23 protein-coding genes are annotated in these 26916 nt (G+C 52.7%); 16 read left to right on the top strand and 7 right to left on the bottom strand.

What is annotated here, in order from left to right; translation table 11 throughout:
• The first annotated feature begins 169 nt into the window (after positions 1-169).
• On the top strand, positions 170-2620 hold the full coding sequence (gene leuS, locus AC4G46_RS24855) for a leucine--tRNA ligase (protein ID WP_491125066.1): 2451 nt from the start codon (positions 170-172) through the stop codon (positions 2618-2620).
• A gap of 172 nt (positions 2621-2792) precedes the next feature.
• On the opposite strand, the gene comER is transcribed toward leuS, so the two are convergent.
• Complete coding sequence (gene comER, locus AC4G46_RS24850) at positions 2793-3644, bottom strand: late competence protein ComER (protein WP_491125065.1); 852 nt, start codon at positions 3642-3644, stop codon at positions 2793-2795.
• A 139-nt stretch (positions 3645-3783) separates the two neighbouring features.
• Here comER and AC4G46_RS24845 point away from each other — a divergent pair, with 139 nt between their 5' ends.
• The 6 genes from AC4G46_RS24845 (at position 3784) to AC4G46_RS24820 (ending at position 9772) form a co-directional block, all read left to right on the top strand.
• Complete coding sequence (locus AC4G46_RS24845; protein WP_491125064.1) at positions 3784-4488, top strand: ComEA family DNA-binding protein; 705 nt, start codon at positions 3784-3786, stop codon at positions 4486-4488.
• 85 nt (positions 4489-4573) lie between these two features.
• Positions 4574-5179: a TetR/AcrR family transcriptional regulator gene (locus tag AC4G46_RS24840; RefSeq protein WP_491125063.1), complete on the top strand. Its 606-nt coding sequence runs from the start codon at positions 4574-4576 to the stop codon at positions 5177-5179.
• Complete coding sequence (locus AC4G46_RS24835; protein ID WP_491125062.1) at positions 5160-5663, top strand: flavodoxin family protein; 504 nt, start codon at positions 5160-5162, stop codon at positions 5661-5663. Before AC4G46_RS24840 ends, AC4G46_RS24835 begins: the two co-directional genes overlap by 20 nt.
• On the top strand, positions 5663-6334 hold the full coding sequence (locus AC4G46_RS24830; RefSeq protein WP_491125061.1) for a flavodoxin family protein: 672 nt from the start codon (positions 5663-5665) through the stop codon (positions 6332-6334). The genes AC4G46_RS24835 and AC4G46_RS24830 overlap by 1 nt, the downstream gene beginning before the upstream one ends.
• A gap of 69 nt (positions 6335-6403) precedes the next feature.
• The gene (locus AC4G46_RS24825; protein ID WP_491125060.1) at positions 6404-6922 is read left to right on the top strand and encodes a deoxycytidylate deaminase; all 519 of its coding nucleotides are present in this window, start codon (positions 6404-6406) and stop codon (positions 6920-6922) included.
• 123 nt (positions 6923-7045) lie between these two features.
• A complete protein-coding gene (locus AC4G46_RS24820; protein WP_491125059.1) occupies positions 7046-9772 on the top strand; it encodes a ComEC/Rec2 family competence protein in 2727 nt (908 codons plus the stop codon).
• An 80-nt stretch (positions 9773-9852) separates the two neighbouring features.
• On the opposite strand, the gene dpsA is transcribed toward AC4G46_RS24820, so the two are convergent.
• The 4 genes from dpsA to AC4G46_RS24800 all read right to left on the bottom strand — a co-directional run bounded on the left by dpsA (position 9853) and on the right by AC4G46_RS24800 (position 15490).
• Complete coding sequence (gene dpsA, locus AC4G46_RS24815; RefSeq protein ID WP_491125058.1) at positions 9853-10749, bottom strand: dipicolinate synthase subunit DpsA; 897 nt, start codon at positions 10747-10749, stop codon at positions 9853-9855.
• Positions 10750-10964: 215 nt separating this feature from the next.
• Positions 10965-12767, bottom strand: coding sequence for an ABC transporter ATP-binding protein (locus AC4G46_RS24810; protein WP_491125057.1), 1803 nt, complete (start codon positions 12765-12767; stop codon positions 10965-10967).
• A complete protein-coding gene (locus tag AC4G46_RS24805; RefSeq protein WP_491125056.1) occupies positions 12730-14460 on the bottom strand; it encodes an ABC transporter ATP-binding protein in 1731 nt (576 codons plus the stop codon). The genes AC4G46_RS24810 and AC4G46_RS24805 overlap by 38 nt, the downstream gene beginning before the upstream one ends.
• A 40-nt stretch (positions 14461-14500) precedes the next feature.
• Positions 14501-15490, bottom strand: a complete 990-nt coding sequence (locus AC4G46_RS24800) for a LacI family DNA-binding transcriptional regulator (protein WP_491125055.1) — start codon at positions 15488-15490, stop codon at positions 14501-14503.
• Between the two features lie 214 nt (positions 15491-15704).
• Between AC4G46_RS24800 and AC4G46_RS24795 the strand changes: the two genes are divergently transcribed.
• The 3 genes from AC4G46_RS24795 to AC4G46_RS24785 all read left to right on the top strand — a co-directional run bounded on the left by AC4G46_RS24795 (position 15705) and on the right by AC4G46_RS24785 (position 18547).
• A complete protein-coding gene (locus AC4G46_RS24795; RefSeq protein WP_491125054.1) occupies positions 15705-16265 on the top strand; it encodes an RNA polymerase sigma factor in 561 nt (186 codons plus the stop codon).
• On the top strand, positions 16262-17413 hold the full coding sequence (locus AC4G46_RS24790) for a hypothetical protein (protein ID WP_491125053.1): 1152 nt from the start codon (positions 16262-16264) through the stop codon (positions 17411-17413). The genes AC4G46_RS24795 and AC4G46_RS24790 overlap by 4 nt, the downstream gene beginning before the upstream one ends.
• Before the next feature lie 117 nt (positions 17414-17530).
• Entirely contained in the window at positions 17531-18547 is a 1017-nt protein-coding gene (locus AC4G46_RS24785) for a LacI family DNA-binding transcriptional regulator (protein WP_068724810.1), read from the top strand.
• A 522-nt stretch (positions 18548-19069) separates the two neighbouring features.
• Here AC4G46_RS24785 and AC4G46_RS24780 read toward each other — a convergent pair.
• Positions 19070-20023, bottom strand: coding sequence for a sugar kinase (locus AC4G46_RS24780; protein WP_491125052.1), 954 nt, complete (start codon positions 20021-20023; stop codon positions 19070-19072).
• 355 nt (positions 20024-20378) lie between these two features.
• Between AC4G46_RS24780 and AC4G46_RS24775 the strand changes: the two genes are divergently transcribed.
• The 5 genes from AC4G46_RS24775 (at position 20379) to holA (ending at position 24924) form a co-directional block, all read left to right on the top strand.
• On the top strand, positions 20379-21020 hold the full coding sequence (locus tag AC4G46_RS24775; RefSeq protein ID WP_491125051.1) for a bifunctional 2-keto-4-hydroxyglutarate aldolase/2-keto-3-deoxy-6-phosphogluconate aldolase: 642 nt from the start codon (positions 20379-20381) through the stop codon (positions 21018-21020).
• A 180-nt stretch (positions 21021-21200) separates the two neighbouring features.
• Positions 21201-21455 carry a hypothetical protein gene (locus tag AC4G46_RS24770; protein ID WP_491125050.1) on the top strand — a complete coding sequence of 85 codons (255 nt, stop codon included), beginning with the start codon at positions 21201-21203 and terminating at the stop codon, positions 21453-21455.
• Between the two features lie 273 nt (positions 21456-21728).
• Positions 21729-22280 carry an RNA polymerase sigma factor gene (locus AC4G46_RS24765; protein WP_068724820.1) on the top strand — a complete coding sequence of 184 codons (552 nt, stop codon included), beginning with the start codon at positions 21729-21731 and terminating at the stop codon, positions 22278-22280.
• Positions 22277-23524, top strand: coding sequence for an anti-sigma factor family protein (locus tag AC4G46_RS24760; protein WP_491125049.1), 1248 nt, complete (start codon positions 22277-22279; stop codon positions 23522-23524). The genes AC4G46_RS24765 and AC4G46_RS24760 overlap by 4 nt, the downstream gene beginning before the upstream one ends.
• 380 nt (positions 23525-23904) lie before the next feature.
• Positions 23905-24924, top strand: coding sequence for a DNA polymerase III subunit delta (holA, locus tag AC4G46_RS24755; protein WP_491125048.1), 1020 nt, complete (start codon positions 23905-23907; stop codon positions 24922-24924).
• 158 nt (positions 24925-25082) lie between these two features.
• Here holA and rpsT read toward each other — a convergent pair whose 3' ends face one another.
• A complete protein-coding gene (gene rpsT, locus AC4G46_RS24750) occupies positions 25083-25355 on the bottom strand; it encodes a 30S ribosomal protein S20 (RefSeq protein WP_491125047.1) in 273 nt (90 codons plus the stop codon).
• A 396-nt stretch (positions 25356-25751) separates the two neighbouring features.
• Between rpsT and gpr the strand changes: the two genes are divergently transcribed.
• Positions 25752-26762 carry a GPR endopeptidase gene (gene gpr / locus AC4G46_RS24745; RefSeq protein ID WP_491125046.1) on the top strand — a complete coding sequence of 337 codons (1011 nt, stop codon included), beginning with the start codon at positions 25752-25754 and terminating at the stop codon, positions 26760-26762.
• The last annotated feature ends 154 nt before the right edge of the window (positions 26763-26916 follow it).

Below are 26916 nucleotides of genomic sequence, written 5' to 3'. Positions count from 1 at the left end.
CGGCTCACCCCCGATAGAGGGTGTCAAAGTGAGCGGCAGACATAGCATGTCCGGCTGCTAACTAGGGTGGTACCACGGGAATTCAGACCTCTCGTCCCTAGCGTTTATACGCTGGGGATGGGAGGTTTTTTTGTTACAGTCAGTAGGACTTCAAGGAGGAAAATAAGAGATGAGCGAAAACCAAACAAGCACAGCAGCCGGAGCCGGCTACCGTGCCCAGACCATCGAGCCGAAATGGCAGAAATTCTGGGATGAGAACAAAACGTTCAAGACAGGTGAAGATGCGGACAGACCGAAATTTTACGCGCTGGATATGTTCCCGTATCCTTCGGGTGCAGGCCTGCATGTAGGCCATCCGGAAGGTTACACAGCGACAGATATTATCTCCCGCTACAAGCGGATGCGCGGCTATAATGTGCTTCATCCGATGGGCTGGGACGCCTTCGGCCTTCCGGCAGAGCAGTATGCCATGGATACCGGGCAGCACCCGCGTGACATTACCGTTAAGAACATTGATAATTTCCGCCGCCAGATCAAATCGCTGGGCTTCTCCTATGACTGGGACCGCGAGATCAGTACAACGGATCCGGAATATTACAAATGGACCCAGTGGATTTTTATCCAGCTGTATAACCGCGGTCTGGCTTATGTTGCCGAAGTGTCGGTGAACTGGTGTGAAGCGCTGGGAACGGTACTTGCGAATGAAGAGGTTATCGACGGCAAAAGCGAACGCGGCGGCCATCCGGTTGTACGCAGACCGATGCGCCAGTGGATTCTGAAAATTACCGAGTATGCGGAACGCCTGCTCGAGGACCTGGATGAGCTGGACTGGGAAGAGAGCATCAAGGATATGCAGCGCAACTGGATCGGCAAATCGACCGGTGCGGAAGTCAACTTTGCGATCGACGGTCATGATGCAAGCCTGGAAGTATTCACAACCCGTCCGGATACACTGTTCGGTGCAAGCTACTGTGTACTGGCGCCGGAGCACAAGCTGGTTGATGTGATTACAACGGAAGCACAGGCTGCTGCCGTAGCGGAATACCGTGACAAGGCAGCCCGCAAGAGTGATTTGGAGCGTACGGATCTGGCAAAAGAAAAAAGCGGCGTATTCACCGGGGCGTATGCCATTAATCCGGTCAGCGGCGCTAAAGTGCCAATCTGGATTGCCGATTATGTACTCGCCGGCTACGGAACCGGGGCAATTATGGCTGTTCCGGGCCACGATACCCGTGACTGGGAATTCGCCAAGCAGTTCGGCCTGGATATCATTGAAGTTGTACAGGGCGGCAATGTCCAGGAAGAGGCATACAGCGGTGACGGCCCGCATGTTAACTCTGATTTCCTGAACGGTCTGGACAACAAGGAAGCTATGGCGAAGATGATTGCCTGGCTGGAAGAGCAGGGCAGCGGCCAGGGCAAAGTGACCTACCGTCTGCGTGACTGGCTGTTCAGCCGCCAGCGCTACTGGGGTGAGCCGATTCCGATTCTGCATCTGGAAGACGGCACAATGAAGACGGTGCCTGTAGACCAGCTGCCGCTGATGCTGCCTGATGTGGATGCCATCAAGCCTTCGGGTACTGGTGAATCCCCGCTGGCGAACGTAACCGAATGGGTGGAAACTATTGATCCGGAGACCGGCATGAAGGCCCGCCGCGAGACCAACACGATGCCGCAATGGGCCGGCAGCTGCTGGTACTACCTGCGGTATATCGATCCGCACAACGATAAGGAGCTGTGTTCGCCTGAACTGCAGAAACAGTGGCTGCCGGTTGACCTGTATATCGGCGGTGCCGAGCATGCGGTGCTTCACCTGCTGTATGCCCGCTTCTGGCACAAGGTGCTGTACGATATCGGTGTAGTGGATACGAAGGAACCGTTCCACAAGCTGGTTAACCAGGGCATGATCCTGGGTAACAATAACGAGAAGATGAGCAAGTCGCGCGGCAATGTGATCAACCCGGACGAAATCGTGGACGCTTACGGCGCAGATACCCTGCGTGTCTACGAAATGTTCATGGGGCCGCTGGAAGCAACCAAGCCATGGAACGAAAAGGGTGTGGAAGGCGTTCACCGCTTCCTGTCCCGCGTATGGCGCCTGTTCGTGAACGAGGACGGCAGCCTGAGCAGCAAAATTACAGCAGACGGCGGAACCGACGAGTTCAAACGCACCTGGCATAAAACGCTGAAAAAAGTCGGCGAGGACTTCGAAGGCTTGCGCTTCAATACAGCGATCAGCCAGCTGATGATCTTCACCAACGATGCCTACAAGCAGGAAACCCTGTCCAAGGAAGCGGCTGAGCACTTCGTGCAGATGCTGTCGCCGCTGGCACCGCATCTGGCCGAAGAGCTGTGGCAGCTGCTTGGACATGAAGGAAGCATCAGCTATGTGCCTTGGCCGTCTTATGACGAAGCCTGGACAGTAGATGCCGAAGTGGAAATTGTTGTACAGGTGAACGGCAAGATTGTACAGCGCGCACTGGTGGCAGCAGATATGGGCAAGCAGGAAATGGAAGAGCATGCACTGGCTCTGCCTAATGTGCAGTCCGCTGTGGAAGGCAAAACGGTCCGCAAAATCATTGCAGTACCCGGCAAGCTTGTAAATATTGTAGTGGGTTAAGCGAAGAATGCAACTCTACCCGCAGCTACGGAGGAATCCGTGCTGCGGGTTTTTTGAATTATAAGAATTTATAGGTTGCACGGCATAAATAATCCTTCTATTTCGCGCAGAAACGGATACCGTCCTTTTAAGGACGGCGTAACCGTTTCAACTTGTTGGAAAGATAAGTTGTCTAACGGTCCAGCGGACCCTGGGCGATGCCGTCACGGCCGAAGGAAGCATCCAGCTGCTGCACGTCCTCGTCGTATTTATCATGTGTGGTTGTAATCAGCCGCTCGAATACGCCTTCCAGGCTGGTACGCAGGTGATTCAGCGCTTCGGCCGTAATCCCCCCGCGGACAGCAACCCGTTCCTGCAGCTCCTGGGGCGTGAAGGAGCCTTCCGTCAGCAGCTTGCCTGTACCGAGCAGCATTTCACCGGCCAGCCGGCTGACCAGCGCTTCATCAATGCCGGTTGCGGAAACAGCGGCCTCGATCCAGCGTTCCAGAAAATAACTGAGGAAGGCCGGGCCGCAGCTGGAGAAGTCTGAAGCGATCCGGGTATGGCTCTCAGGGATTTCCGCAGGCACGCCAATGAATGAGAACAGCTGAAGCAGAGACTGCCTGTCTTTTTTATTTAACCTGCTTCCGAAGATGCAAAGAGAAGTCCCGCTCTTGACAGAATGGGTGATGCTGGGAATAATCTTGGCAATTTTGGACGGCAGAACGGATTCCAGGTGATGGAGCTGGACAGGGCTTGTAATGGATACGACAATCTGCTCACTGCGCAGGTAAGGAGCGATTTCATCAGTCAGCGCCTTGAACTGCAAAGGCTTAACGCACAGAAAAACAATATCGCTGCCTGACGCAGTCTCAATGTTGCTTGAACACACAGTCAATCCGGGATGCAGCTTCTGAAGTTCCAGCAGCTTGCCCGGACTGCGGTTGCTGGCCAGTACATTGCATGGATCAAGCGCCCCCGAATTAAGAAAGGTGTCGATGAGCAGACCGCCCATGCTGCCTGTTCCGATAAATCCCACTTTCATCCTGTGGTAACCTCCTTTCTTATGTTGCTGGGCTTACAGGAATCCTCTTCCTTCAATGTATGCCGGCGAGTCTTGGACAAATGACATGGTTTACACAAGTTTTTGAATGAAATTCCATTAAAATTAAGGGGATTAGCTGATGAACAAAAAAATGCTCGGGTGTGCAATTGCTGCAGTGCTGCTAGGTGGCGGGCTGGTCTGGGCTGCAGATCACAGAACGGTGGCGGGGATAGAAGGCTGGGAGACACTGAATGCCGGGATGGCGCAGGCGCTGGGGGTAGAGGGGGGAGCAGAAGCAGCATCTGCAGTTAAAGCAGGAGGCAATGCGGCCCCGGTTGGGGCAAGCGGAAATGAAGGAACGGCTGCAGCTGTGGAGAGCAGCGGAACTGTGAACAGCGGGACGGCTGAAGCTGCGGGGAGCAGTGAAACGGTGCATGGCAGTAGTAGAGCGGGAATTGAGGATAGTGGTGCATCGGATACAGTAGGAGCAGGAACTGCGGGCAGTGATTCGTCGGGAGCTGAAGCTAGTGGAGAAGCGGTAAAAGGTAGTGATGCAGCGGGAAAGGGTGCGGAGGGAACCGCAGGCGGTGGAGGAACAGATGCAGCGGGAATTGCAGGAGCCGCAGGGAGCACGGCCGCAGCGGCGGACGGGAGGATTAATGTGAATACAGCCGATGCTGCAGCGCTGATGGACCTGCCGGGGATCGGTGAAAAGAAGGCCCAGGCAATTATTGATTACCGCAGCAGCAAGGGCGCCTTTCGCAGTCTGGACGATCTGGGCAAAGTAAAGGGAATCGGACCCAAAATGCTGGAAAAGCTGGAGGGGCAGGTTATTTTCAATTAGAAAAAAGTGTAATTTTAATCTTGACACTGTAAAGTTAAGGGGTTATATTTACAGTGTAAAGTTTGAGAGAAGGGACAGTAATCTTTTGAATCAGAAACCTTACCATCATGGCGATCTACGAAACACATTGATTGAAACCGGCATTGAGCTGATTAATGAGGAAGGGTTGGGCGGGTTCTCCCTGCGTAAGGTTGCGGCCAAATGCGGAGTTAGCCATGCGGCTCCGTACAGTCATTTCAAGGATGTCCAGCAGCTGCTTGCGGCAATGGCGGATCATGTTACCGGACAGTTTACGGTTTCCCTGCAGGCTTCTGTCGAAGGACAGGAAGACCCGATGTCAGCAATGGGGGAGCTGGGCACAGCCTATATTGCTTTTTTTGAGCAGCATCCGGCCTATCTGCCGTTTCTGTTCTTTCAGTCGGGCATTGCGATTCAGGTGGACGGGGGAGATGAGGGAATTCCGGCTTACCCGCCGTTTGCCGTTTTCCGGACGACAGCCTACCGGCTGTTCCGCAGTCTGGGGCTCCCGCCTGAACGGGACGGTACCATGCTTATGGCTTACTGGTCGCTTGTCCACGGGGTAGCTTCTCTTTTATCCAGCAGCGGAGTCCGTTATTCGGGGAATTGGCAGGAGGTATGGCAAGTCATTCTTCAATCGGGAGGAACAGAGAATGAGACTGATCGTGCATGATCTGGGGGAGCAGGATTTCAATACCTGGCTCGGCGGCTTCAGCAGGGATACCGACGAAATCATAGGGGAGCAGGAAACCATCCGTCATTGCGTAGGCTGCTTCGGCTGCTGGGTCCGTACTCCGGGCACCTGTGTGCTGAAGGATTCTTATAAGCATATGGGCGAACGGCTTGCCGCCTGTGAGGAGTACGTGTTCATCAGCCGTAACGTGTACGGTGGCTACAGCCCGTTTGTCAGCAATGTTTTGAACCGGACGCTGCCCTATGTGCTGCCTTATTTTCTAACCAAAAACGGAGAGACCCATCATCAGCAGCGCTATGAGCGCCAGATCAGATTCACGGTTCATTTTTACGGGGAAGGCATGACTGAGGCGGAACGTGAAACGGCAAAGTCACTGGTGCGGGCCAATGCGCTCAATCTGGATGCGTCCGGTTACAAGGTTTCTTTTCACGATACGCTTAACAGCCTCAAGGAGGTGCAGTGATGAGAATTGCGCTGGTTAACGGCAGTCCCAAGGGCGGGGCAAGCAATTCCGGGATTCTGCTGGAAAAGCTTAAGCCGCTTATCACCGAAGGCAACGAACTGAACGCGTACCGGGTTAACGTGAAGCCGCTGAAGCCTGAGCAATACCGGGAGCTGAACGAAGCTGACGTACTGGTGCTGGCTTTTCCGCTCTACTTTGATGCTATTCCTTCGCATTTGCTGCGGATGATGGTCGAAATGGAGAAATTCCGGCAGCAGGAGCCCGGGAATCCGGACCTGATGGTATATGCATTGATCAACAACGGATTCTATGAAGGCCATCAGTGCATCATTGCGGCGGATATTGTGAGCAACTGGTGCAGCCGCTGCGGCTTCCGCTTCGGTATGGCAATCGGGCACGGGGCTGGAGAAATGTTTAAATCTTTGAGCCAGGTACCGCTGGGTAAAGGCCCGCTGAAGAATCTCGGCAAGGCGATGGATCAGCTCTCAGCTGCAATTCTCACCCGGAGGAGTGCGGATTCGCTGTTCATTCAGCCGAATTTCCCGCGTATTGCCTGGCGTATGGCGGCGACTTATTCTTTTTGGCATCCTCAGGCAAAGAAGAACGGGCTCCGGCCTAAGGATCTGCGGAGACAGCCCTTTCAGCAAAGCGGGAACGGGAACCACGGTTAATCATATTGAAACAGTGCCACAGTATGTTACAATAATGAGCAACTAAGAAGAGAAAGTGGAGAAACGCCGATGACTGTGGCCTACCGCAAAAACTGGGATACATACTTTATGGACATTGCCTGCATGGTCTCCACCCGTTCACGCTGCCCCCGCCGGCATGTTGGTGCTGTGCTGGTACAAGGGAAAAAGCTGCTGGGAACGGCATATAACGGAGCGCCGATGGGTGTGCAGGATTGCTCGGAGGCCGGCTGCATGCTTTCTGAGCAATATGAGCGGGAAATCGTGGACGGTGTGGAAGCGATGGTGATGAAGCAGCGCTGCATCCGCACCATTCATGCCGAGCAGAATCTGCTGCTGTTCACCGACCGGAGCGACCGTGAGGGCAGTACCGTTTATGTAACGGATGAGCCGTGCTGGACCTGCGCCAATATGCTGGCCAACAGCGGTATTGTCGAGATTGTCTATCTGCGGCCTTACCGCAAGGATATGAAGAAGGTAGAGGCCATGCTGGGCTCAAAGGGCATTATATTCCGCCAGCTTGAGAATTATGAGCCGCCGAAGGAAACGATGATTACGGTCTCGGAATAAACGGGATTTACCGGAAGCAGCAATTGAATATCGCAAGCAACTGGGGAAGAACCTCTGTACACGCAAGTATTGCGTGGGCAGGGGTTCTTTTTGCTGTCTTCGCATTATAGGGGAGGAAATGTAATGAACATAAGGCCGTTATTAAGTTTTACTATCTGCTGGGTAGCCGGCAGTGCGGCAGGCTGCTTGTTTGGCGGATATCAGCTGCTGGCTGGAATTGCCGGCTGTCTGCTGCTGATCGCTCTGTGGGCGGTCAGCGGGGGAATCCGGTGGAGAACCGCTGCTGTATTTGTGTTGGCGCTGGCTGCGTCAGCCCTGTATTGGGAATGGAACGAGGGCAGGAATGTCAGCCTGCTGCCGGCGGCGCTGGGAAGGCCGGAAGCCGGGCTGAATGAGACATACATAACTGCTGAAGGTGTTGTTGCTTCGCCGGTGGAGCGGGACGGGGACCGGGTGGATTTCACGCTGAAGCTGGCACGGATTATAGGAGACGGGCAGGAAGGGCAGGCTGCGGAAGCTCCAGCGGCAAAGATGCAAGCAGCAGAGTATGTAAACGGGGCAGCGGCAGGCAAGCCGGCAGCGGGAGGTTCAACGGCAGCTGCAGACCCCGCAGGTGAACGGATTGCTGTGCAGATCAAGCTCCAGGCGGAGAGTGAAATCGCGGCAGCGGCGCAGTGGCAGCGGGGAGACCGGGTAACCGTCACGGGAGAGCTTGAGCTGCCGCCGGTAGCGCGGAACTTTGGCGGCTTTGATTACCGCGCGTACCTGCAGACGCAGCGGATTCACTGGCTGCTTAAGGGGGAGGGCACAGCAAATGTAACGGCTATGCCCCCGGCATCCTGGCAGCTGTCCAATATTCTGCGCTGGAATGATACTGCCCGTGCTGCGCTTGGCGCTGAGATGGACCGTTTATTTGAGGAACCGCATGCCGGCTATATGAAGGGGCTTGTAATCGGTCTCCAGGATGATCTCGATCCTGAGACGTTCAAGCAATTCTCACAGCTTGGGCTGACGCATATTCTGGCCATTTCAGGGATGCATGTGGCTGTTTATGTTGGAGTCATCCTTTTTCTGCTGCGGCGCCTGCGGTTTACCCGTGAAACGGCGCTGACCGTTACGCTGCTGCTGGTGCCGGTCTATGTGCTGCTGTCGGGTGCCGGGCCATCGATTGTACGTGCCGGACTGATGAGCATGATCGCCCTGCTGGCTGCAAGGCTCGGACTGCTGAAGGACGGCATGAATATTCTCGCCGCTTCAGCGCTGATGATGCTGGTCTGGAATCCTTATTTTCTGCTCAGTGTCAGCTTCCAGCTGTCTTTTCTGGTAACGGCCGGATTAATGGTCTATACCCCGCTGGCAGCCCCACTGTTCGGCAGGCTCCCCAAATGGCTGGGCAGCTCCATAACAGTAACGCTGATCGCACAGCTGGTATCCTTTCCGCTCACGGTGTACTACTTTAACCAGTTTTCCCTGCTGTCATTTATCGCTAATCTGCTGCTCGTTCCCTTTATTACTTTTCTGGTTCTGCCGCTGGGCACCCTTGCGCTGCTCCTTGGACGAATCTGGGATGCCGGAGCTTCTGCGGTTGCAGGAGCTGCAGAGCTGCTGAACAACTGGACGTTTGCGGCAGTGGAATGGGTAAACGGGTATACAGCAGGCGTGCTGATCTGGGCCTCTCCGTCTTTGCTGTGGATATGCCTTTATTACGCACTGCTCTACGGCCTGCTTAATGCGTTGATACGGAGGAGGGAGGCGGGATTTGCCCCGCAGTATATGGAGGATGAGACCAGGCCGCTGGCTGGGCTTGCGCAACCGGGAGCGGCGGGAGTCCGTGATACATTCCCGTATCCGTCTTATACGGGCGTTCAATCCGGGCTGCGCGGCAGTGGTTATGCAGCCACACTATGCGCTGCGGCACTGGGTTTACTGCTGTACAAGGGTTACTACACGGAACAGCTGAACGGCACAGGAGCCATATACTATCTGGATGTGGGCCAGGGAGACAGCATTCTGATTACTACACCCGAGGGGGCTCATATTCTGGTCGACGGCGGCGGAACGGTAAGCTTCGGGAACAGAGAGGAATGGCGGATCCGCCGCAGCCCGTTTGAGGTGGGAGCCAAAACCTTGCTGCCGCTTCTGAAGCAGAGAGGAATTCACCGGCTGGATGCGGTGATCCTGACCCATGGCGACCAGGATCACGCAGGCGGACTGCAGGCAGTGCTGGAAGGAATGCCGGTCTCGGCGCTGTTGTTCAATGGAACCATGGCGGATACGGAGCCTTACACCAGGCTGATGAATACGGCCATTGCCAAGGGTGTCCGGCTGTATACTGTGCAGCAGGGAATGGTGCTGGCTCCGGATAAAGCGACGGCGCTGCATTTTCTCTGGCCGGAGCCATTGGCGGCAGCGCAGCCGCTGCTTCCGGAGGTGGAGGAGCAGAATCATGAATCGGTGGTGTTCCGGCTGGAGATGAACGGCCGCAGCTTTCTTTTTACGGGAGATATGGATGAAGCGGCTGAGGAAGAGATTATTCAGGCTGCGCAGCAGGCCGGTATCCGGGAAGCAGGGCCTATAGACGTATTAAAAATTGCTCATCACGGAAGCAAAACCTCGACGGGCGCAGCCTGGCTGGAGTTCTGGGAGCCTGCTACCGCAGTAATCTCGGCCGGAGTCAATAATTTGTATGGCCATCCGAATGCCGGTGTGCTGGAGCGGCTGGAGGAAGCGGGTGCGGCGATATTCCGGACGGATCTGCACGGGGAGGTGCAGCTTAGGGTGGGGGAGGAGATCCGTATACGGTATAGGATAGATTCAAATGAAGTTAAAAGCCATAAGAAACCTGATTAATTTAGCATACGATTGCCAGTGGCCTGTGAAGTGACAGGGTAGGGCTATTGAGCGCTACCTGCAAATGGAATGGGATGCGCTCAAATAGAGCCGTTCTCCAAGGGAGAACATTCTTTGAGGATAGCCCGGGCAATTATTTGCCCAGAGGTTTTTGGAGCAACCATTCCAGGTAAACCAGACGCAAGGAGCGCTTTTATACCAACCTTTTCAGCAAAAATAAAATCAGTGCCGCCTGGTTTGGATGCCAAATCAATAATAAGGGTGTCAGTTTTAAGATTTGAAATAATAGGCTCAGTTAAATACTTATATTCGATTGTGTTAAAGATTACATTTGCATTGGATACTTGTGTAAATATGTCTGATAGATAAAAGGGTTCTAAACCCATTTCCCACGCGCGGGCAAAAAGGCTGGATTCGCCTACACCAATCTTCACCTTTGCTCCTAGATTTTTCAGTTTATTGGCTAAAGTTATTCCTATCCTCCCGAATCCAAGTACCATACACACAGAATTATGGATAGTAATTTCAGTATTTTGAATGGCTAACATAATGGCACCTTCTGCAGTAGAGATCGAATTATAAATGGCAATTTCGTCTTTGGTTAATAATTCTACTAACTCGATATGATGCTTATAGCAAAGAGACTTCAAGTATTCTGTCGCCGTTCCCGTGAAAATTTTGCAGGAGTCTGGAACACACTGAATGTGTTCTTCTAGTAATACAAGTGTTTCAGAAGTGTAGCTGGATTCGATCAGACCCTCATTATTCGTTCCGTTTACGGGGAGGATTACCGCATCAGCATTATTAAAAATACGGGGAGTTAGCTTTGATTTTATCGTATGATGCACTTTGTCATAAGTGTCAAATCCAACCAATATAAGGTTTGCATTTTGTTCAGTTAATATACGGATGACCTCCTTATGGCGGCCGTCACCTCCAATTACAATTATTTTTTTGTCAGATAGCACAAATATCACGTCCAGTCGAGTAAATAATAGAATCTATTTTATGGAATAAGCCTCGTTTATACCTGGTATGGAAAAAATACTAAATTCTTATTATGCAGATAGCAAGTCTTTTATTTAATAGCAACAATTTGGGAACATAAGTTACTTTCGCTGTAATATGAATTTTCAAGGCTAAAAAAGCGGACCTCGGGCCGCTTTTTTAGCCTTGTTTTTTGCACGGGCAATTAAGAACTCACCACATGCACCCGGCTCTCCCGCAGCAGCCGGGCATAATAGCCCTCCCGCTCGAGCAGCCTGCGGGGCGGGCCGGACTCGGCGACCCGCCCGTTCTTCATCGCGATGATCAGGTCAGCTCCGGCGATGGTGGACAGCCGGTGGGCGATGATCAGCGTGGTGCGCTCACGGGCTACATTGTCGATGGCCTGCTGGATCAGCTTTTCCGTGCGGGTATCGATGTTCGCGGTAGCTTCATCCAGCACGAAGATCGCCGGATCATGGGCAATGGCCCGGGCGAAGGAGATCAGCTGCCGCTGCCCGGCAGACAATGTTCCGCCCCGCTCGGTAACCGGCTCGTCGATGCCTTCCGGATATTCCTGTACGAATTCAATGGCGCAGGATGCTTCTAGCGCGTACTGCACAGTGTCCTCCGCGATCTCGTCGCCCAGCGTAATATTATCGCGGATCGTGCCGGAGAACAGGAAGACATCTTGCAGCACGACGGAAATGTTCCGCCGCAGATCATCCAGCCGCATATCGTTCACATTGACGCCGTCGATCAGGATTTCTCCCTTTTGGGCCTGGTAAAAGCCGTTGATCAAACTGATAATGGTCGTCTTGCCCGCGCCGGTCTCGCCGATAAAAGCTGCCGTCTGCCCTTTGCGGATCACAAAGCTCACGTCCTTCAGCACCCAGTCTGTATCCTTGTAGGCAAACCAGACATGGCGGAACTCAATCGTGCCGTCCAGCCGCTCTACAGCGACTCCGCTCTCCGGCTGCTCCAGCCGTTCCTCCTCGCGGATCAGCTCATCGATGCGCTCCGTAGATACCAGCGCGGATTGAATGGAGGTATATTTGTCCGCCAGATCAGAGATAGGGGCAAAAAACTGCCTGATATAGGTCGTGAACGCATACAGCACACCGATTTGCAGCACACCGCCGGAGATTTGGCCGACGCTGAACCAGACGAGGATGGCAATCGCCAGACTCTGGAACATATCCGATGCAGGCTTCAGGATACTGTTGAGCCGCACCTGAATCAGCGTGGTCCGGAAGTAATCCCCGTTCAGCTTCAGGAACTGCTTCTCCTTCTCTTTTTCCGCGCGGAAGATCTGAATGACCCGCATCCCCGCAACGCTCTCGGCAATGAAGCCGTTGATCTGCCCGATGTAATGCTTCATGTGGAAGAAGTTCTTTTTGATTTTGTTTTTGATGAACAGGACCAGAAAGACAATCACGGGAATTACGGTAAAAGAGACTAGCGTTAGCTGCGGGCTGAGCATCAGCATGGCGTAGATAATGCCGATCAGCAGCAGCACATCCTTGACCAGCGAAATGATGACATCGGTATACAGGTCGCTGACCTCAGCGGTGTCATTCGTCGCCCGGGTAATGAGCCGGCCGGACGAGGTGCGGTCCAGAAACGACAGCGGCAGCCGCTCGATAATCCCGAACACCCTGACCCGCAGATCATGGATCAGGCTCTGGCCGACCTTACCGACGATCAGCGCCTGCAGGTAGGCAAAGCCGGAGCCTGCCGCCGACACCAGCAGATACAGCAAGGCCAGACCAAGAATAGAGTCAAGACCATGCTCTGCCGCGCCGCCGATCAGAAAATGGTCAATGACCCGCTGCAGCAGCAGCGGCTGGACCAGAAATGCCGCATTGACAATAATGACACAGACGCAGGCCAGGATAAGCTGAAAGGTATAAGGGGCGGATAAACGCAGCAGCAGCTTTACTGCGCCGGACTCAGACTTTTTGGGACGTGGACTAATGGCCGTCTTCATGCTGTTCCGTGTAGATATCAAAGTACAGGCCTCCTTTCGTAAGCAGCTGTTCATGCGTCCCGCGTTCGGCAATAACCCCTTTGTCGAGCACGATAATCTCATCTGCTTCCTTAATGGACGAGATGCGGTGCGAGATCAGAATATTGGTTTTGCCTGCACGGACCTGCCGGAGATTCGCCAGAATCTGCCCTTCCGTTACGCTATCCACTGCCGACAATGCATCATCCAGAATCAGAATGGCCGGATCACTGATCAAGGCGCGGGCGATGGCCAGCCGCTGTTTTTGTCCGCCTGACAGATTGACGCCGCGTTCCCCGAGAAGTGTATCATAGCCGTCCGGAAACCCGCTGATGCTGTCAGCGATCAGTGCAGACTCAGCCGCCTGCCGAACCTCACTGTCACTGTAGCCGTCTTTGAAAAAGGCGATGTTATCCTTAACTGTAGCGGCAAAAACAAAGCTGTCCTGCGGCACATAGCCCATTCCTCCGCGCAGCGCCTCAACCGTGTAATCGTTGATATCCCTGCCGTCCAGGACGATCTGCCCGGGCTCTACATTGTAGAAGCGGAAGAGCAGCGAGGCCAGGGTGCTTTTACCTGAGCCGGTACGGCCGATGATGCCCAGGCTATGTCCCTTAGGGAGGCTGAGCGAGAGGTTTCGCAGGGCAGGCGTATCCGAGCCATTGTAACAGAAGGTCAGATCACGCAGCTGGACCTCACCTTCAGGTTGAATGTGAACCGCCTGCGGCATATCCTTAATGTCAGGCTGCACCCGCAGTACCTCATACAATCTGCCCAGAGAGGCTATGCCGCGCTGGATCGTGGCGACGATTTTACCGATGGACACGATAGGGCTGATAATCAGGCTCAAATACCCGTTAAAAGCGACGAAATCCCCGACACTGATGTCACCGCGCATGACCAGACGGCTGCCATAGACTAAATTAATGACAAAACAGACCGCAAACCCGAATTCGATCATCGCCGGCAGCGCAGCAGAGACACGGATCAGATCCAGATTGGCCTGTTTCATCCGGCTGCTCAGCCCGCTGAAGCGCTCCATTTCTGAACGCTCCTGCACATAGGCTTTGATGACACGGATACCGGAAATATTCTCCTGAACCTTGCCGGACACGGCGCCGAACTGCTGCTGGACAATTCTGAACCGGGTCTGAACCTTACGGCTGCTGAACAGCATAATCACAATGATAAAAGGCAATGGGGCAAGCGTAGCCAGGGTAAGACGGGGATCAACCGTAGCGAACATGAAGTAAATGGAGGAGCAGCAGATCACAATGCCGTTGAACGACATCGCCGTAGCCGGACCGAACGTCATCCGTACCGCGGAAATATCATTGATGGCATAAGCGATCAGGTCGCCTGTCTTGCGGCTGTTATAAAAAGAGGGGGAGAGCTTCAGGTAGTGCCGGACCAGCTCTTCACGCAGGTAACATTCGAGGTTGCGCGCGCTTTTGATAATGATATTTCTCCATAAAAAAGTGCAGGTGAACACGCCGGCGGCAATCAGCACCATCCACAGCACCTGAAGCTTTACCTGCCCTGTGTTGAAGCCGCTAACCTTCATTAAGTCAACCGCACGGCCCAGCACCTTGGGAAACAGCGTCTGAATAAAGGAAGCGGCGAACATAAAAGAAAACCCGATCAAATAATCAGTCTTGCGGGCTTTGAAAAAACGCAGCAATATAGAGGATTTCATTTGGCATCCCACCTTTTGAAAATACACCTGCCTATAGATCTCAGATGCTCCTTACGGATTCTCTTTCCACAAAAGTGCTAAGCACAGCAATATTCTCCGCAGGCTTCTGCGGGTCGGCAATCCGGCTGAGCAGTGTGGCTACCACTCTCTGGCAGGAGTAATCGATATTCAGGTCCATCGTAGTAAGTGGAGGTGTTGAAAGAGCCGATATCTCCGTGTTGCCGCTGCTGAGAATGGACACGTCCTCCGGAACTTTAACTCCGCGCTCCTGCAGCAGACGGATCAGCTCAACAGCCGTGAAATCATGCTCGCAGATAAAAGCGGTCGGAAGTCCGCCGCCGGCAATCAGCCCGGACAGCCTGCTCCCAAGTGCATCATCACGCTCCAAAAATATCGCCTCTGCAGCCGGCAGGCCATGCTCCTCCAGCGCGGAGGTGATACCTGTTTTCTTTTCCTTGTTGCGGTAGGCGCCAAGATTCCCTACAAAGCCGATTCGGCGGTGTCCACGGTCAATCAGATATTGGCACTGCTTGTAGCCAGCGTGCAGGAAGCTGAACCACACACTGTCGAAATCATAGGCCGGTGAGTACCCTACATACAGAATCAAGGCCGGAATCTGGTCATGAATAAAGTGGATATAATCACTGTTAAACCGCCCGATAAAAATAACCCCGTCGAACCTGTAGCCTTTACTTAAACGGTAGGGCAAGGCCAGCCTGTTCTGGTGCTCCTTATCCACAAATTCAATGCTGTAATCCGTGTCGGCCTGCTGCAGCGCCTTCTCAATCCCCTGAACCTTATAGCTGAAGTTACTGTTGTCATACTGATAAGGCTTCTGGTGAAGCACCAGAATTTTCTGAGGAGCTGCCTTGCGGGGCCGGATATAGCCCATTTCCGCCGCTTTTTCCACAATCTTGGCCTTCATTTCCTCGCTGATGCCGCCCTGATCCGCCAGCGCTCTGCTGACTGATACCGGAGACAGCCCGAGTGTCTTGGCGATCTCGGTGAGCGTTACCTTTTTGCTTTTCACAATAATCCTCCGTTTTTGCTGCACAACACAGCAGCTTATGCCTGAATACTGTTATTATATTCCTGTATTACACAGGATACAACGCAAGAAAACGATAAAATCAACGTAAGAAATAGATTATTTAAAGTTAAAAAATACATAACTTTTCGACGTTTAAGCGCTGAATATCATTTTTGGAAGATTGAGGGAACCAAATGAAGTCCGGAGAGTCTTATTGACCAAAGAGGTGAGAGAGAATATGCACAGTGAAGAGTTACCGTATGCCGTAGCCTATGCGCCGTCCATGACGCTGCGGGAAATGATGGAGACTTACGGGCGGGATGTGTGGAATTATGCGTATTTTTTGAGCGGCAGCCGGGAGCAGGCGAATGACATCAGCCAGGAGGTATTTCTGAAGGCGCACCGCAATATCGCCAAATACCGGGGCAGTGCCACCTTGAAGACCTGGCTGCTGACGATTACCCGTAACACTGCGTTCAGCTGGAGACGGAACAGCTTCTGGCACCGGTTCATTCCGCTGGGGAAAGGCCAGTCTCCCGGACAAGCACGCTCTGCCGAAAAAGAGGCGCTGAGCAAGCAGTATGTTAACCGCATCTGGGAGCTGATTATGGAGCTGCCCGATAAGCACAGGGAGGTGCTGGTGCTGGAGATTCAGCAGGGATTGTCCACTGCGGAAATGGCGGCTCTGCTCGGAGTAGCGGAAGGAACGGTGAAATCCCGGCTGTCCCGTGCCAGGGAGAATATGAGAAAAGCGCTGGAGGAGGATGAGCGATGAAGCACAGACAGGCGGAAAACGCAGGAAAAGTAGGGACAGGGAAGCCTGAATGGTACCGGGAGGCCGGACGCGGCCCTTTCGCGGAAGACGGGTTCACCCCGCAGCTGATGACCCGGATCGAGCTTGCTGCTGAGCGCCGTAACGGGGCGGGAAAGGTTATTATGCGCAGGCGCATCGGTATTGCTGGAGTGACAGCAGTGCTGCTGCTTGGTGTACTGCTGTGGCCGCTGGCGGGCGGCGGGGGAGACGGTTATACGGCGCAGCTAAGCTCATTGTTGGGTAAAAATAATGCGGCATCGGTGCGGCCTTCCGCCTCTCCTTCTTCAGCGCCGTCCTCAGCAGCCGAGGCTTACAATCCGCCACTGGGATCGCCGGAATTTGAGCTAGGCGGTGTGAAGTATTATATGCCAATTCCATCTAACGTGGATAAGACTCATGCGCAGGTACTGGAAACACCGCTGGGGATTGTCTGGTCACCGCCACCGCAGATGACAGATTACCTTAAGCCGAAATACACACGCAATACGGAACCCTACTCACTGTACCTGACTCCTAAGGGACATGTGGAGCTCTCGGCGGATTCCGCCAAAAGAATCTATACTTTTCCTTTATATGTAGGGAGTGCACAGACTTATTTTGCTCTGGGGCAATTTTATAGTGCAGGAGATTATCTTATAGTGGCACACTATTCCTACAGTCTCGGAGAGGAGCGGGAGTTTCGGAAGTGGAAACTTTCGAGAATAAATCTTAAAGAAGCGGCTGCAGGCAAGGTGTCTGCTCCGGAGGAGATACTGAATTTAGATGCTTCGTTTACAGTTTACAGATCCTTTATGGCTATTAATCCGGACAGGGAGGAGTTATTGGCAGTTAGTTATTCGGAGGATGGAAAAGGCGGGTATATACAGAAGAGCAAGCTCTATGATATTGCCGGCGAAAAATATCAGCTCCTCAAGGAGGAAGTATCAATAGAGAATAAAGAAAAGCCGTCGGTCATTCTTTTTAGCCAAAATGTTTATAGTGTTCTGGCGGGTTCTGGGGTTGCCCATTATGAGCTTAATGGAAAGAAATATGCAGCGGAGGTTGTACTGTTAACCGGCCCGCAATGGTACTACGACTATCATCCCCAGGAATACCAAACAGGCAGTTGATTCTTTCACAGTAAACAATAAATTTAGTTCATTTCATCTGGATAATTTACTAAAAAAAAGCTATACTTTTGATAATATCAAAGGTATGGCTTTTTTATGCGGAGTGGAGCGGAAAAGATGAAAAAACTGACAATTGAGGATGTTGCCCAGAAGGCGGGAGTCTCGAAGAGCACAGTCTCACAATTTTTGAATAAACGCTTTAAATACATGAGCGAAGCGACCAAAAACCGGATCGCCGATGTGATCGAGGAGCTGAATTATCAGCCGAACGGCCTGGCCCGCAGCCTGAAGCAGAACCGCACGCATATGGTCGGGATCATTGTCGCCAATATTGACTACTCGCTATCGATCCAGTGTATCCGGGCAATTGAAAATGAGCTGCAGCGCCGCGGCATTCAGGTCATTATCTGTAATGCCGACGAGAACGCGGATAAGGAAAATACGTATGTGGAGACGCTGGTGGCGCGCCAGGTGGACGGGCTGATTATTTTTCCGACCGGTCACCAGTCCTCGGCTTACACGCGGCTGATTGAAGCTGAGTACCCGCTGGTATTCATGGACCGGCTGGTTGAGGGGGTAACGACCCAGAGCCTGCTGCTGGACAATGAAATGGCCGTCAAGACAGCGGTCAAGGAGCTCACCCGCAACGGCCATGAGGCTATCGCCATCCTGTCGCTGCCGCTAGGGGAGAACGCGATTACCCCGCGCAAGGAGCGGATGAGCGGCTACAAAAAGGCGATGGAAGAGGCGGGGCTGCCGCTGAATGAGCGTTATATGTGCAGCGTGCCCAGAGAGCGGATCTCTGCCGCGCTGGATGAGCTGCTGAACGGGCCACAGCCGCCGACGGCGCTGGTAGCCGCTAATGACCTTGTGCTGGGTGAAATCCTGAAATATGCGAACCGCCATTCGGTTGATATTCCCGGCCGCCTGTCCGTTATCGGGATCGACGATGCCGAGTTTGCCCTGATCTACAACCCGGCGATTACGACGATCCGCCAGCCGGCCTACGAGATGGGGATGCAGGCGGCGAAGATTATGCTCTCGCTGATCGAGGACCAGGATGCCGCGGTTCCGATTACGTACCGCTTTCCGCCTGCGCTTCAGCAGGGGCAGTCTGTACGGCCTCCAGTGTAACGGAGTCGGAGTAAAACGGTTTATTCTCTTAGCACCTGCTTGGGCCTGAATTTGTGCACTGTACTGCCTGTGCCGAAGTTTGTTTTAGACAAGTTTAGAAGTTGCTTATGGAGGGGAGCACAGCTTCCCTCTTATTTGAGTTTATGTCTTTTGCAATTCGGAAGTTTGCTGGATTAGAGTAGCTTGAGTGGGTTACATGCCTGGAGAACTCTGCGGGAGTGCAGATGAGCCGAGGAGTTTAGCTGGAGTAAAGGAAAAATCCCACTAACAGAGCTGTAGATAGCCAGTTGGCGGGTGAATAAGGGGGGAAATCCCACTAACAGTGCTGTAGATGGCCAGTTTGCGGGTGAATAGAGGGAAAATTCCCGCTAACTGCGGCCCGTCCGGCCACCAGGGGACCGCTGCAAAAGCTGTAAGAAAAAACAGGAGTGCTCCCGGCGTTTAGCCGAGGGGCACTCCTGTTTTTGGTAAATGAATGATTGCTGTCTCTATACTTGATCCTTAGCGCACCGGCAGTAATTTTTACACGCCGGCGCTCATGAAGCTCTCCAGCTTGTCGCGGGTCGGCAGGCCGTCCATGTCTCCGGGAGACATAACGGCCAGCGCACCGATGGCATTACCTCGGCGTACGGCTTCGGCTACAGGGAGCTTTTCCAGCATGGCGCTGATTACGCCAACAGCGAATCCGTCACCTGCACCTACTGTATCTACTACCTCTTCCACCTTAAAGCCGCTTACGTAGCCTTCTTCTCCGGCAGAGGTTTTGTAGTAAGCGCCTTCGGGACCCAGCTTGATCACAACGAGGGATACGCCGCGTTCCAGATAATAAGCAGCAATTTCCTCCGGAGTTTCAAGACCTGTCAAAATTTTGCCTTCGCTGAGGCCCGGCAGGAACCAGTCGCAGCGGGTGGCAAGATCATTGATTGTAGCTACCATGGTCTCCTTGTCAGGCCAGAGGGTCGGGCGCAGGTTCGGATCGAGGGAGACGGTTTTGCCGCTCTTTTTCATAAATTCCATAGCGTGAAGCGAGAACTCATGACAGGTTTTCGAGAGCGCTGAAGAGATGCTGGTTACATGCAGATGGCCGGCGGAAGCGAAATAGGCTTCATCAAAATCAGCCAGGCTCAGCTTGGACGCTGCGGAATTTTTGCGGAAATATTCAACCTTGGGATCTCCGGTAAGCACCTTGGACTTGATCAGCATTCCGGTAGGAGCTTCCTTTGTATAAGTAATGCTGTCTGTATCAATATTTTCTTTGTTCAAAGCCATCGTAATGAACTGCCCGAAGTTGTCTTCACCGAGCTTGGTTACATAACCCGTAGTGTGTTCTAGACGGGACAGTCCGGTTGCCACATTGCTTTCTGCTCCGGCCAGCGCCTTCGAGAATGAGGTAACCTCATGCAGCGGCCCTACTTCATTTGCATAAAACATTGCCATCGGCTCGCCAAAAGTGACAGCACTAAGTTGTTTGCTCATCGTTAAATTCCTCCCCAGGGCAATCCGGAGACTCCCTGTATAATGATTAGTAATTTGAAATTATCACATAAATCGGTTTTGTACAATAAGACAACGCTCATTCGGACCCGTGAATTTTCAGTACAAAAATGTGACGTAACAAAAAAACCTTTATAAATCAGGGAATGAGGCAGGTTGGAAGGCGGAGTTATCTGTTGCGGTAAAAAAACGTATTGACTGTTAGCACGATTATTATTACTATTTCCATAGAAGGTTTCGTAAGAAGGTTAGTAAATGGGATAAAAAAGTTTATCTAAATAAATATTCTTTTTTTATGTCTGTTTTCATACTACGTTATAGTGAGAGGAAGTTAATCATGAAGAAAATAAAAGTATTGCAAAACCTTACCTCTGTCGGTGTAGTGGCAGTTATCCGTGCTGACAACGCTGATGATGCATTCAAGATGTCGGCTGCCTGTATCGAGGGCGGACTGAACAATATTGAGGTTACTTTTACTACTCCGGATGCGGATGTAGCAATCAAACGTCTGGTAGCTGAATACGGCAGCCGCGCGGTTATTGGTGCCGGTACAGTGCTTGACCCGTTAACAGCCCGGATTGCCATTCTGGCCGGATCTGAATTTGTAGTGAGCCCTTCTTTTGAGGAAGAAACCGCCAAAATGTGTAATCTTTACGGCATTCCTTACATGCCGGGCTGCATGACCCTGAATGAGATGAAGGAAGCGCTGAAGCTGGGTGTGGATGTGCTGAAGCTGTTCCCGGGCAGTGCCTTCGGACCGGATTATGTGAAGGCTGTCAAAGGGCCGATGCCGCATGTTAACATCATGCCTACAGGCGGCGTGGATCTGAACAACATGGGCAAGTGGATTGCGAACGGCTGTATCGCTGTCGGCATCGGCGGCAACCTGACCGCTCCGGCCAAGGAAGGCCGCTACGACCAGATTACCGAGCTGGCTGCACAGTATGTGGCTAAGTATAAAGAGGTTAAGGGCCTGTAAAAGTTAGATAGCAGCACCCGTGAATAGAAAAGGATAATCCATTGACTGCCCTCCGTTTACGGTGAGGCAGTTTTTTTTCCTACATCTAAATGAAAATCGTGATGGTTTTCCCGGCTTCCGGGCAATACTTACAGCAAAAGCAGCTGCCAGTCTGCTGATGCTCTGAGAATGCCCCTGAAGATGGAGGGACCCGTCATGCCCGGGAATGACAAGAATAGGACGCTGTACCGGACTTTAAATGAAGAAGAAGCGGAATACGTGCAGATCATTTCATCTGCCAGAGGCTGCAAAGTAACGGCCGGTAAGCTGTATGCACTGCATAGAAATCATAATCATCCGCAGCTTTTTGAACAGGGAGAAATGTATGTAGTGGATGACGACGGCAAAGACAACTACGCTGTGCTGATGCTGTGCGCTACTATAATGTTTAAGTGATGCAGGCTGTCTCCGGGTATAACACCCGACGGGGCAGCCTGTTTGATTTCATTTTTGTCATAAACCTCTTGCAAAAGAGTATTTGAAGAATATGCGCTTCCCTTGTATGCTTAGTAAGGATTATGGACAGTTATGGCCGTTCGCCGGAGCGGAACCGGTGGCGGCCCAAGACGTATTATGTAAAGTTTGGTATCCTAAAAATAATGATTACAGGCTTGCAACAAATCCGCAGTCTTGCGCGTCAGTAAGATTGCATAGAGAGGGGGAACCTTCGTGGTGGAGCAGGGACTCATCAGAGCCGCTCAAGCGGGCGATCGCGACGCTCTAATCACCCTATTGCGGGAAATTGAAGGACATGTATATAAGACGGCCTTCTACATTTTGCATAATGAACAGGATGCTCTGGATGCATCACAGGAAGCGCTTATCAGAGTGTATACCAAAATCGGTTCCTATGAGGAGAAGGCCCAGTTCAAAACATGGGTTCAGCGTATCGTGACCAACATCTGTATTGACAAATTCAGGAGAACGAAGCCTACTGTGTCTATCGACGAGCACGAAATGGTGTTCCAGGATAATAAACATAATGTAGAGCGTGAGGTGATGTCGGGTTATTTGGCGGAGGATATACGCGAGGCCATCGACCAGCTCCCAGAGCATCACCGGACGGTGATTGTACTGCGATATTTGCAGGATTTTTCTTACAACGAGATTGCAGACTGTCTCGACCTGCCGCTCAACACAGTGAAATCTTACCTGTTCCGGGCCAGGCAGCAGCTGCAAAATAGACTTCAGGAGTATCAGAAAGGTGGTGTATCAGGATGAAGTGTACGGAGGTGACAGAATGGATGCACCGCTATTTGGATCATGATCTCAGTCCCGAAGAGACTGTGGAAATGTATCGCCATATCGATAATTGTCCTTCCTGCGCGGAAGTCTTTGACCGGTTGACCATGCTCTCTGAGCAATTGGAGCAGCTGCCGGATGTTAAGCCTCCTTTTAGTCTGGTTGATTCGATCCTGCCGCAGCTTGAGCAGATCGATTCCGGTATTCGGGGTTCAGATGCAGAAGTTCCGGAGCAAGACAGCAAGGTTGTACCGATGACACGTAAAGGTACTCACGGCAAAGAGGCCAAAGGAACTTCGAGAGCAGCTTCCATGGCAACGCGGACAGGCATTGGCGCAGTTGCTGCTGCGGTTATCCTGCTGTTTGCTGTATTTAATATGCCGGAGCGCTTACCTTCGGCAGATGTGGAAATGTCACTGAACCAGGCGGCTGAGACAGCTGGAAGCAATGAAGCAATGAGCAAGATGGCAACGGAAAGTACGGATAACGGTGCCACCGGAGATAAGGCCGGCAATGTGTCAACCTATCAGATGGAGATCCAGCCTTCTGAAGGTGCAGATGCCGCAAGCGGTGGTGCAGCGGCGGATACCGCTGCTCCGTCTGCGGTGGAAGCTGAGCCGACTGCACAATCCGGTGCGGCGGCCCCTGCAGCAACTGAGTCATCTTCAGCTAAGCGGAATACGCCGGCTGCGCGCAGCACACAAGCGGTGACGCCGTCTCCAAGGGATAATGCCAGAGCTGGAAGCGGCAATTCCAACAGCGCGTCAGATGCCCAGATATTCAACAGCAGTGCGGCAGATATGCCTGCCGGTACGGCAGACACGCCTGCGCAGGATCCGCAGCAGCCTCCGGCAAGTCAAGAGGCTGGTGTTATGGGACTTCTGCCGGCGCTTGTATCGTCTCACGGCTCGTGGAGCTCTCCCGACGGGCGTTATGCAGCCGAGCTTGCCGGCCAGCAGCTGGTAATCTACAGCCTGCCGGCTGACGGACAGCCGGAAGAAAGGACAGCGGTAACCTCACTTCCGCTGGAGGGGACCTGGGTATCCGGTTCCTGGTCAGGGGACAGCCTGCAATTTACGTATGTGACAATGCAGGATGGTGCTGAAGTTACAGAGGTATATACAGCGCCTGCAACTCAGGCTACTCCGGCACCGTCTGCATCACCTGGGAGTCCGGCTACTGCAACCCCGGCACCGGCAAGCACGGCTCCGGCCAATAAATAATTACTTCGGTGGAACGTTTTGAGGGTACCCCGAATATGCTATGGTGAGAGGACAGGAATTACACGATTTGCGAGTTCCATCGGTATGACCGACGGAAGCGGGGTTTCTAGGGCCTTTTGCTTCCGCCGTTTATATAGATGCGCCGCTGAAACGGAGCAACTTTGGCCCTGGCTGCCGAGGTTGCTCCGTTTTTGCATTTACACACTGGATGCCGGCAGTCGCAGCCATAGCAGATTCATAAAATTTCAATTATCTTCCACATAGCAAGTAAGTACAAAAAGCATTAAGCGCAACTTTTACAGCCCGTTTTCTGTTAAACTATAGACACGTATGTGTATTTGAGGGTTTACCCGAATTGAAATAGAAAAGGAAGTGGCAGGATGGATGCCAAAGCGGCGGCCAAGGACATCAGACAAGGAAAAATTTCACCGCTCTATGTACTCTACGGCAGTGAAAAGTTCCGGATGAATGAATTTGCGGCCTTCCTGGAGGATCACCTGATCGCCAAAGAGGACCGTGATTTTGCAGTAATACCCTTCGATCTGTCAGAGACGCCTGTCCAGGCGGTGGTGGAGGAAGCGGAGACCGTACCGTTCATGGTGGAACGCAAGCTGCTGCTGGTGAGGGACGCCTCGCTGTTTACTGCGGGCAAGGAAAATGCCAAGATCGAACACCGCGTTGAGCTGTTAAGTGATTATATGCAGGCTCCCGCTGATTTTAGCGTAATTGTGTTTCTGGTTAATAATGACAAGCTGGATGAGCGCAAGAAGATCGTCAAAGCGGCCAAGGCAGCCGGAACAGTTCTGGCTTTTAATCCGCTGGGTGCAGAAGAGCTGCTCCGCTGGGTAGAGAAGGGCTTCAAGGACCGCGGCTGTGCCGTAGCGCCCGGGACTGCAGAGGCACTGGTAGCCAGTGCCGGCACCGGCCTGCAGGGCTTGTCTGCAGAGATGGACAAGCTGTCCCTGTTCGCCGGAGCCGGCGGGACAGTGGATGCAGCAGCGGTAGAGAGCCTGGTACACCGCGGTACGGAGCAGAATGTATTCACGCTGGTGGAGGATATTGCGAACCTGCGCCTTGACAAGGCGCTGGGTACGCTCTATGAGCTGCTGAAGCAGCGCGAGGAGCCGATCAAGATTGCCGCGCTGATTGCCCGGCAGTTCCGGATCATCCTGCAGGTGAAGGACCTGTCAGCCCTCAGCTATTCCCAGGCCCAGATCGCCTCACAGATCGGTGTGCATCCGTATGCCGTGAAGCTGGCCGGAGAGCAGGCCCGCAAATTCGACAGCCGGCGGCTGCGTCAGATTCTGAGCGGCCTGGCTGATCTGGATTACCAGATGAAGACCGGAGCCATTGACAAGGTGCTTGGCCTGGAAATGTTCATGCTGCGCCTGGGAGCGTAGCTCCCGGCGAAGGCCCCGGCCTGTCCGGCCCAAAGAGCCTGCCTTTACGCTGAATCAGCGGATAAGGCAGGCTCTTTTTGGGGAATATAAACAAAAAAACCTAACCGTATGCAGGATAACGGTCAGGTTCTTATAGTGCTCATTATGAAAGTCGCTAATTAGGCCTGAGCCTTAAGAGCGTTCAATTTCTTCGCCAAGCGGGATTTTTTGCGGGCAGCCGCATTTTTATGAACCAGACCTTTAGTTACGGCCTTGTCCAGCTTTTTGGAAGCAGCTTGGAAAGCAGCTTGAGCAGTTTCAACTTCCGTTCCAGCCAGTGCTACATCAGCAGTTTTCACAGCTGTACGAAGCGCGGATTTCTGGGAAGCGTTCAGAGCACGACGTTTCTCGATCGTCTTGACGCGTTTAACCGCGGATTTGATATTTGGCATTGCATTCACCTCCTGGAAGACATTCGAAATCATCAAATGATTCACAACTTAAAATATCTTAGCACGCCCGGGGGCAAAATGCAACACTAAAAGCATATAGAAAACCGTTGACTGATTCCCCGAGCCGGCCGGGTGAAAAGCTGTGCAGCTGGTCTTACCAGCGATAACGGATTAAACTTTGCCCGGCAGTGCGATTTATCCATGTCTTCCTGCATAAACATAGCGCATCTCTCGCACACTACCGACACCAAGATAATCTTCCGCAAAGAGTTTTGTACGAAGAAACTCAAGGAAGCTTATGCTCACAAAACTTAGGTGTATGCTTCCGAAGTGAGTTTTGCACGAAGAAACTCAAGGAAGCTTATGCTCACAAAACTTTTAGGAGGCTGAACTAGGATGGAACTGGATCTTCAGCTGTATTCGGTACGCACAGACCTGGCGGTGGAGGCGAAGGAACTTGCCCAGGGTCTGCAAAAAACGCCGATTCCCGGTGTTAATGAAGAAGTGGAGGAAGCGGAAGGGATCAAGGTTACACGGCTTGGCGTTGCCACGGCTGCGGGCTCACAGGCGATCGGAAGGGCGCTTGGAAACTACGTGACACTGGAGGTTCCGGCGCTGCGCGGCGGGGATACCGGGCTTCAGCAGAAGGTGTCAGTCGTGTTTGCGCGTGAATTTGAACAGTTTCTGAACCGGATCGGGATCGGCAAGGATTCCTCGGTGCTGATTGTCGGTCTGGGCAACTGGAATGTGACTCCCGATTCGCTGGGACCGCTGGTGGTGGAGAATGCGCTGATCACCCGGCAATTTTATGAGCTTGTGCCTGACCAGGTCTCTCCGGGATACCGCAACGTGAGCGCAATTGCACCAGGGGTGCTTGGACTTACCGGTATTGAATCCAGTGAGGTTGTGCAGGGGATTGTGGACCGCACCAAGCCGGATCTGATCATTGCCATCGATGCGCTGGCCTCCCGCTCGCTTGAGCGGATCAACACGACAATCCAGATTGCCGATATCGGCATTCATCCAGGCTCAGGCATCGGCAACAAACGCCGCGGACTGACCAAGGAAATACTGGGCGTTCCGTGCATTGCCATCGGTGTCCCTACGGTGTGCTACGCATCAACAATCGTCAACAATGTGCTGGAGATGATGAGTAATCATTTTGGCCAGATGAGGGACGGCAGAGCGCACACCAAAGAGATAATGGGAATGCTGGACGATATTTCGGAGCAGGAACGGCTGCAGCTGGTAAAAGAGGTACTGGAGCCGCTCGGGCACGACCTCATTGTGACGCCTAAGGAAATTGATGAATTTATTGAAGAGATCGCAAACATTGTCGCCAGCGGCCTGAATGCTGCACTTCATGATGCGGTGGATCCGGGAAATGTCGGTGCGTACACCCATTAACCTGTTTTCATATGAAAATTATGTATAGTCCGGATTACCGTATGAGCAAAGCCCGAGCGGCAGCGCTTATGCGGTTTTTTGCTCTATTAATTTGTCTCTACCTTGGTTCTACTACTCCATCCACGCTCATAGATTTGAAGTATAAGAGATTACA

This window comes from Paenibacillus sp. fava2 (assembly GCF_058313675.1).
This window is presented reverse-complemented; position numbering and strand designations above follow the sequence as displayed.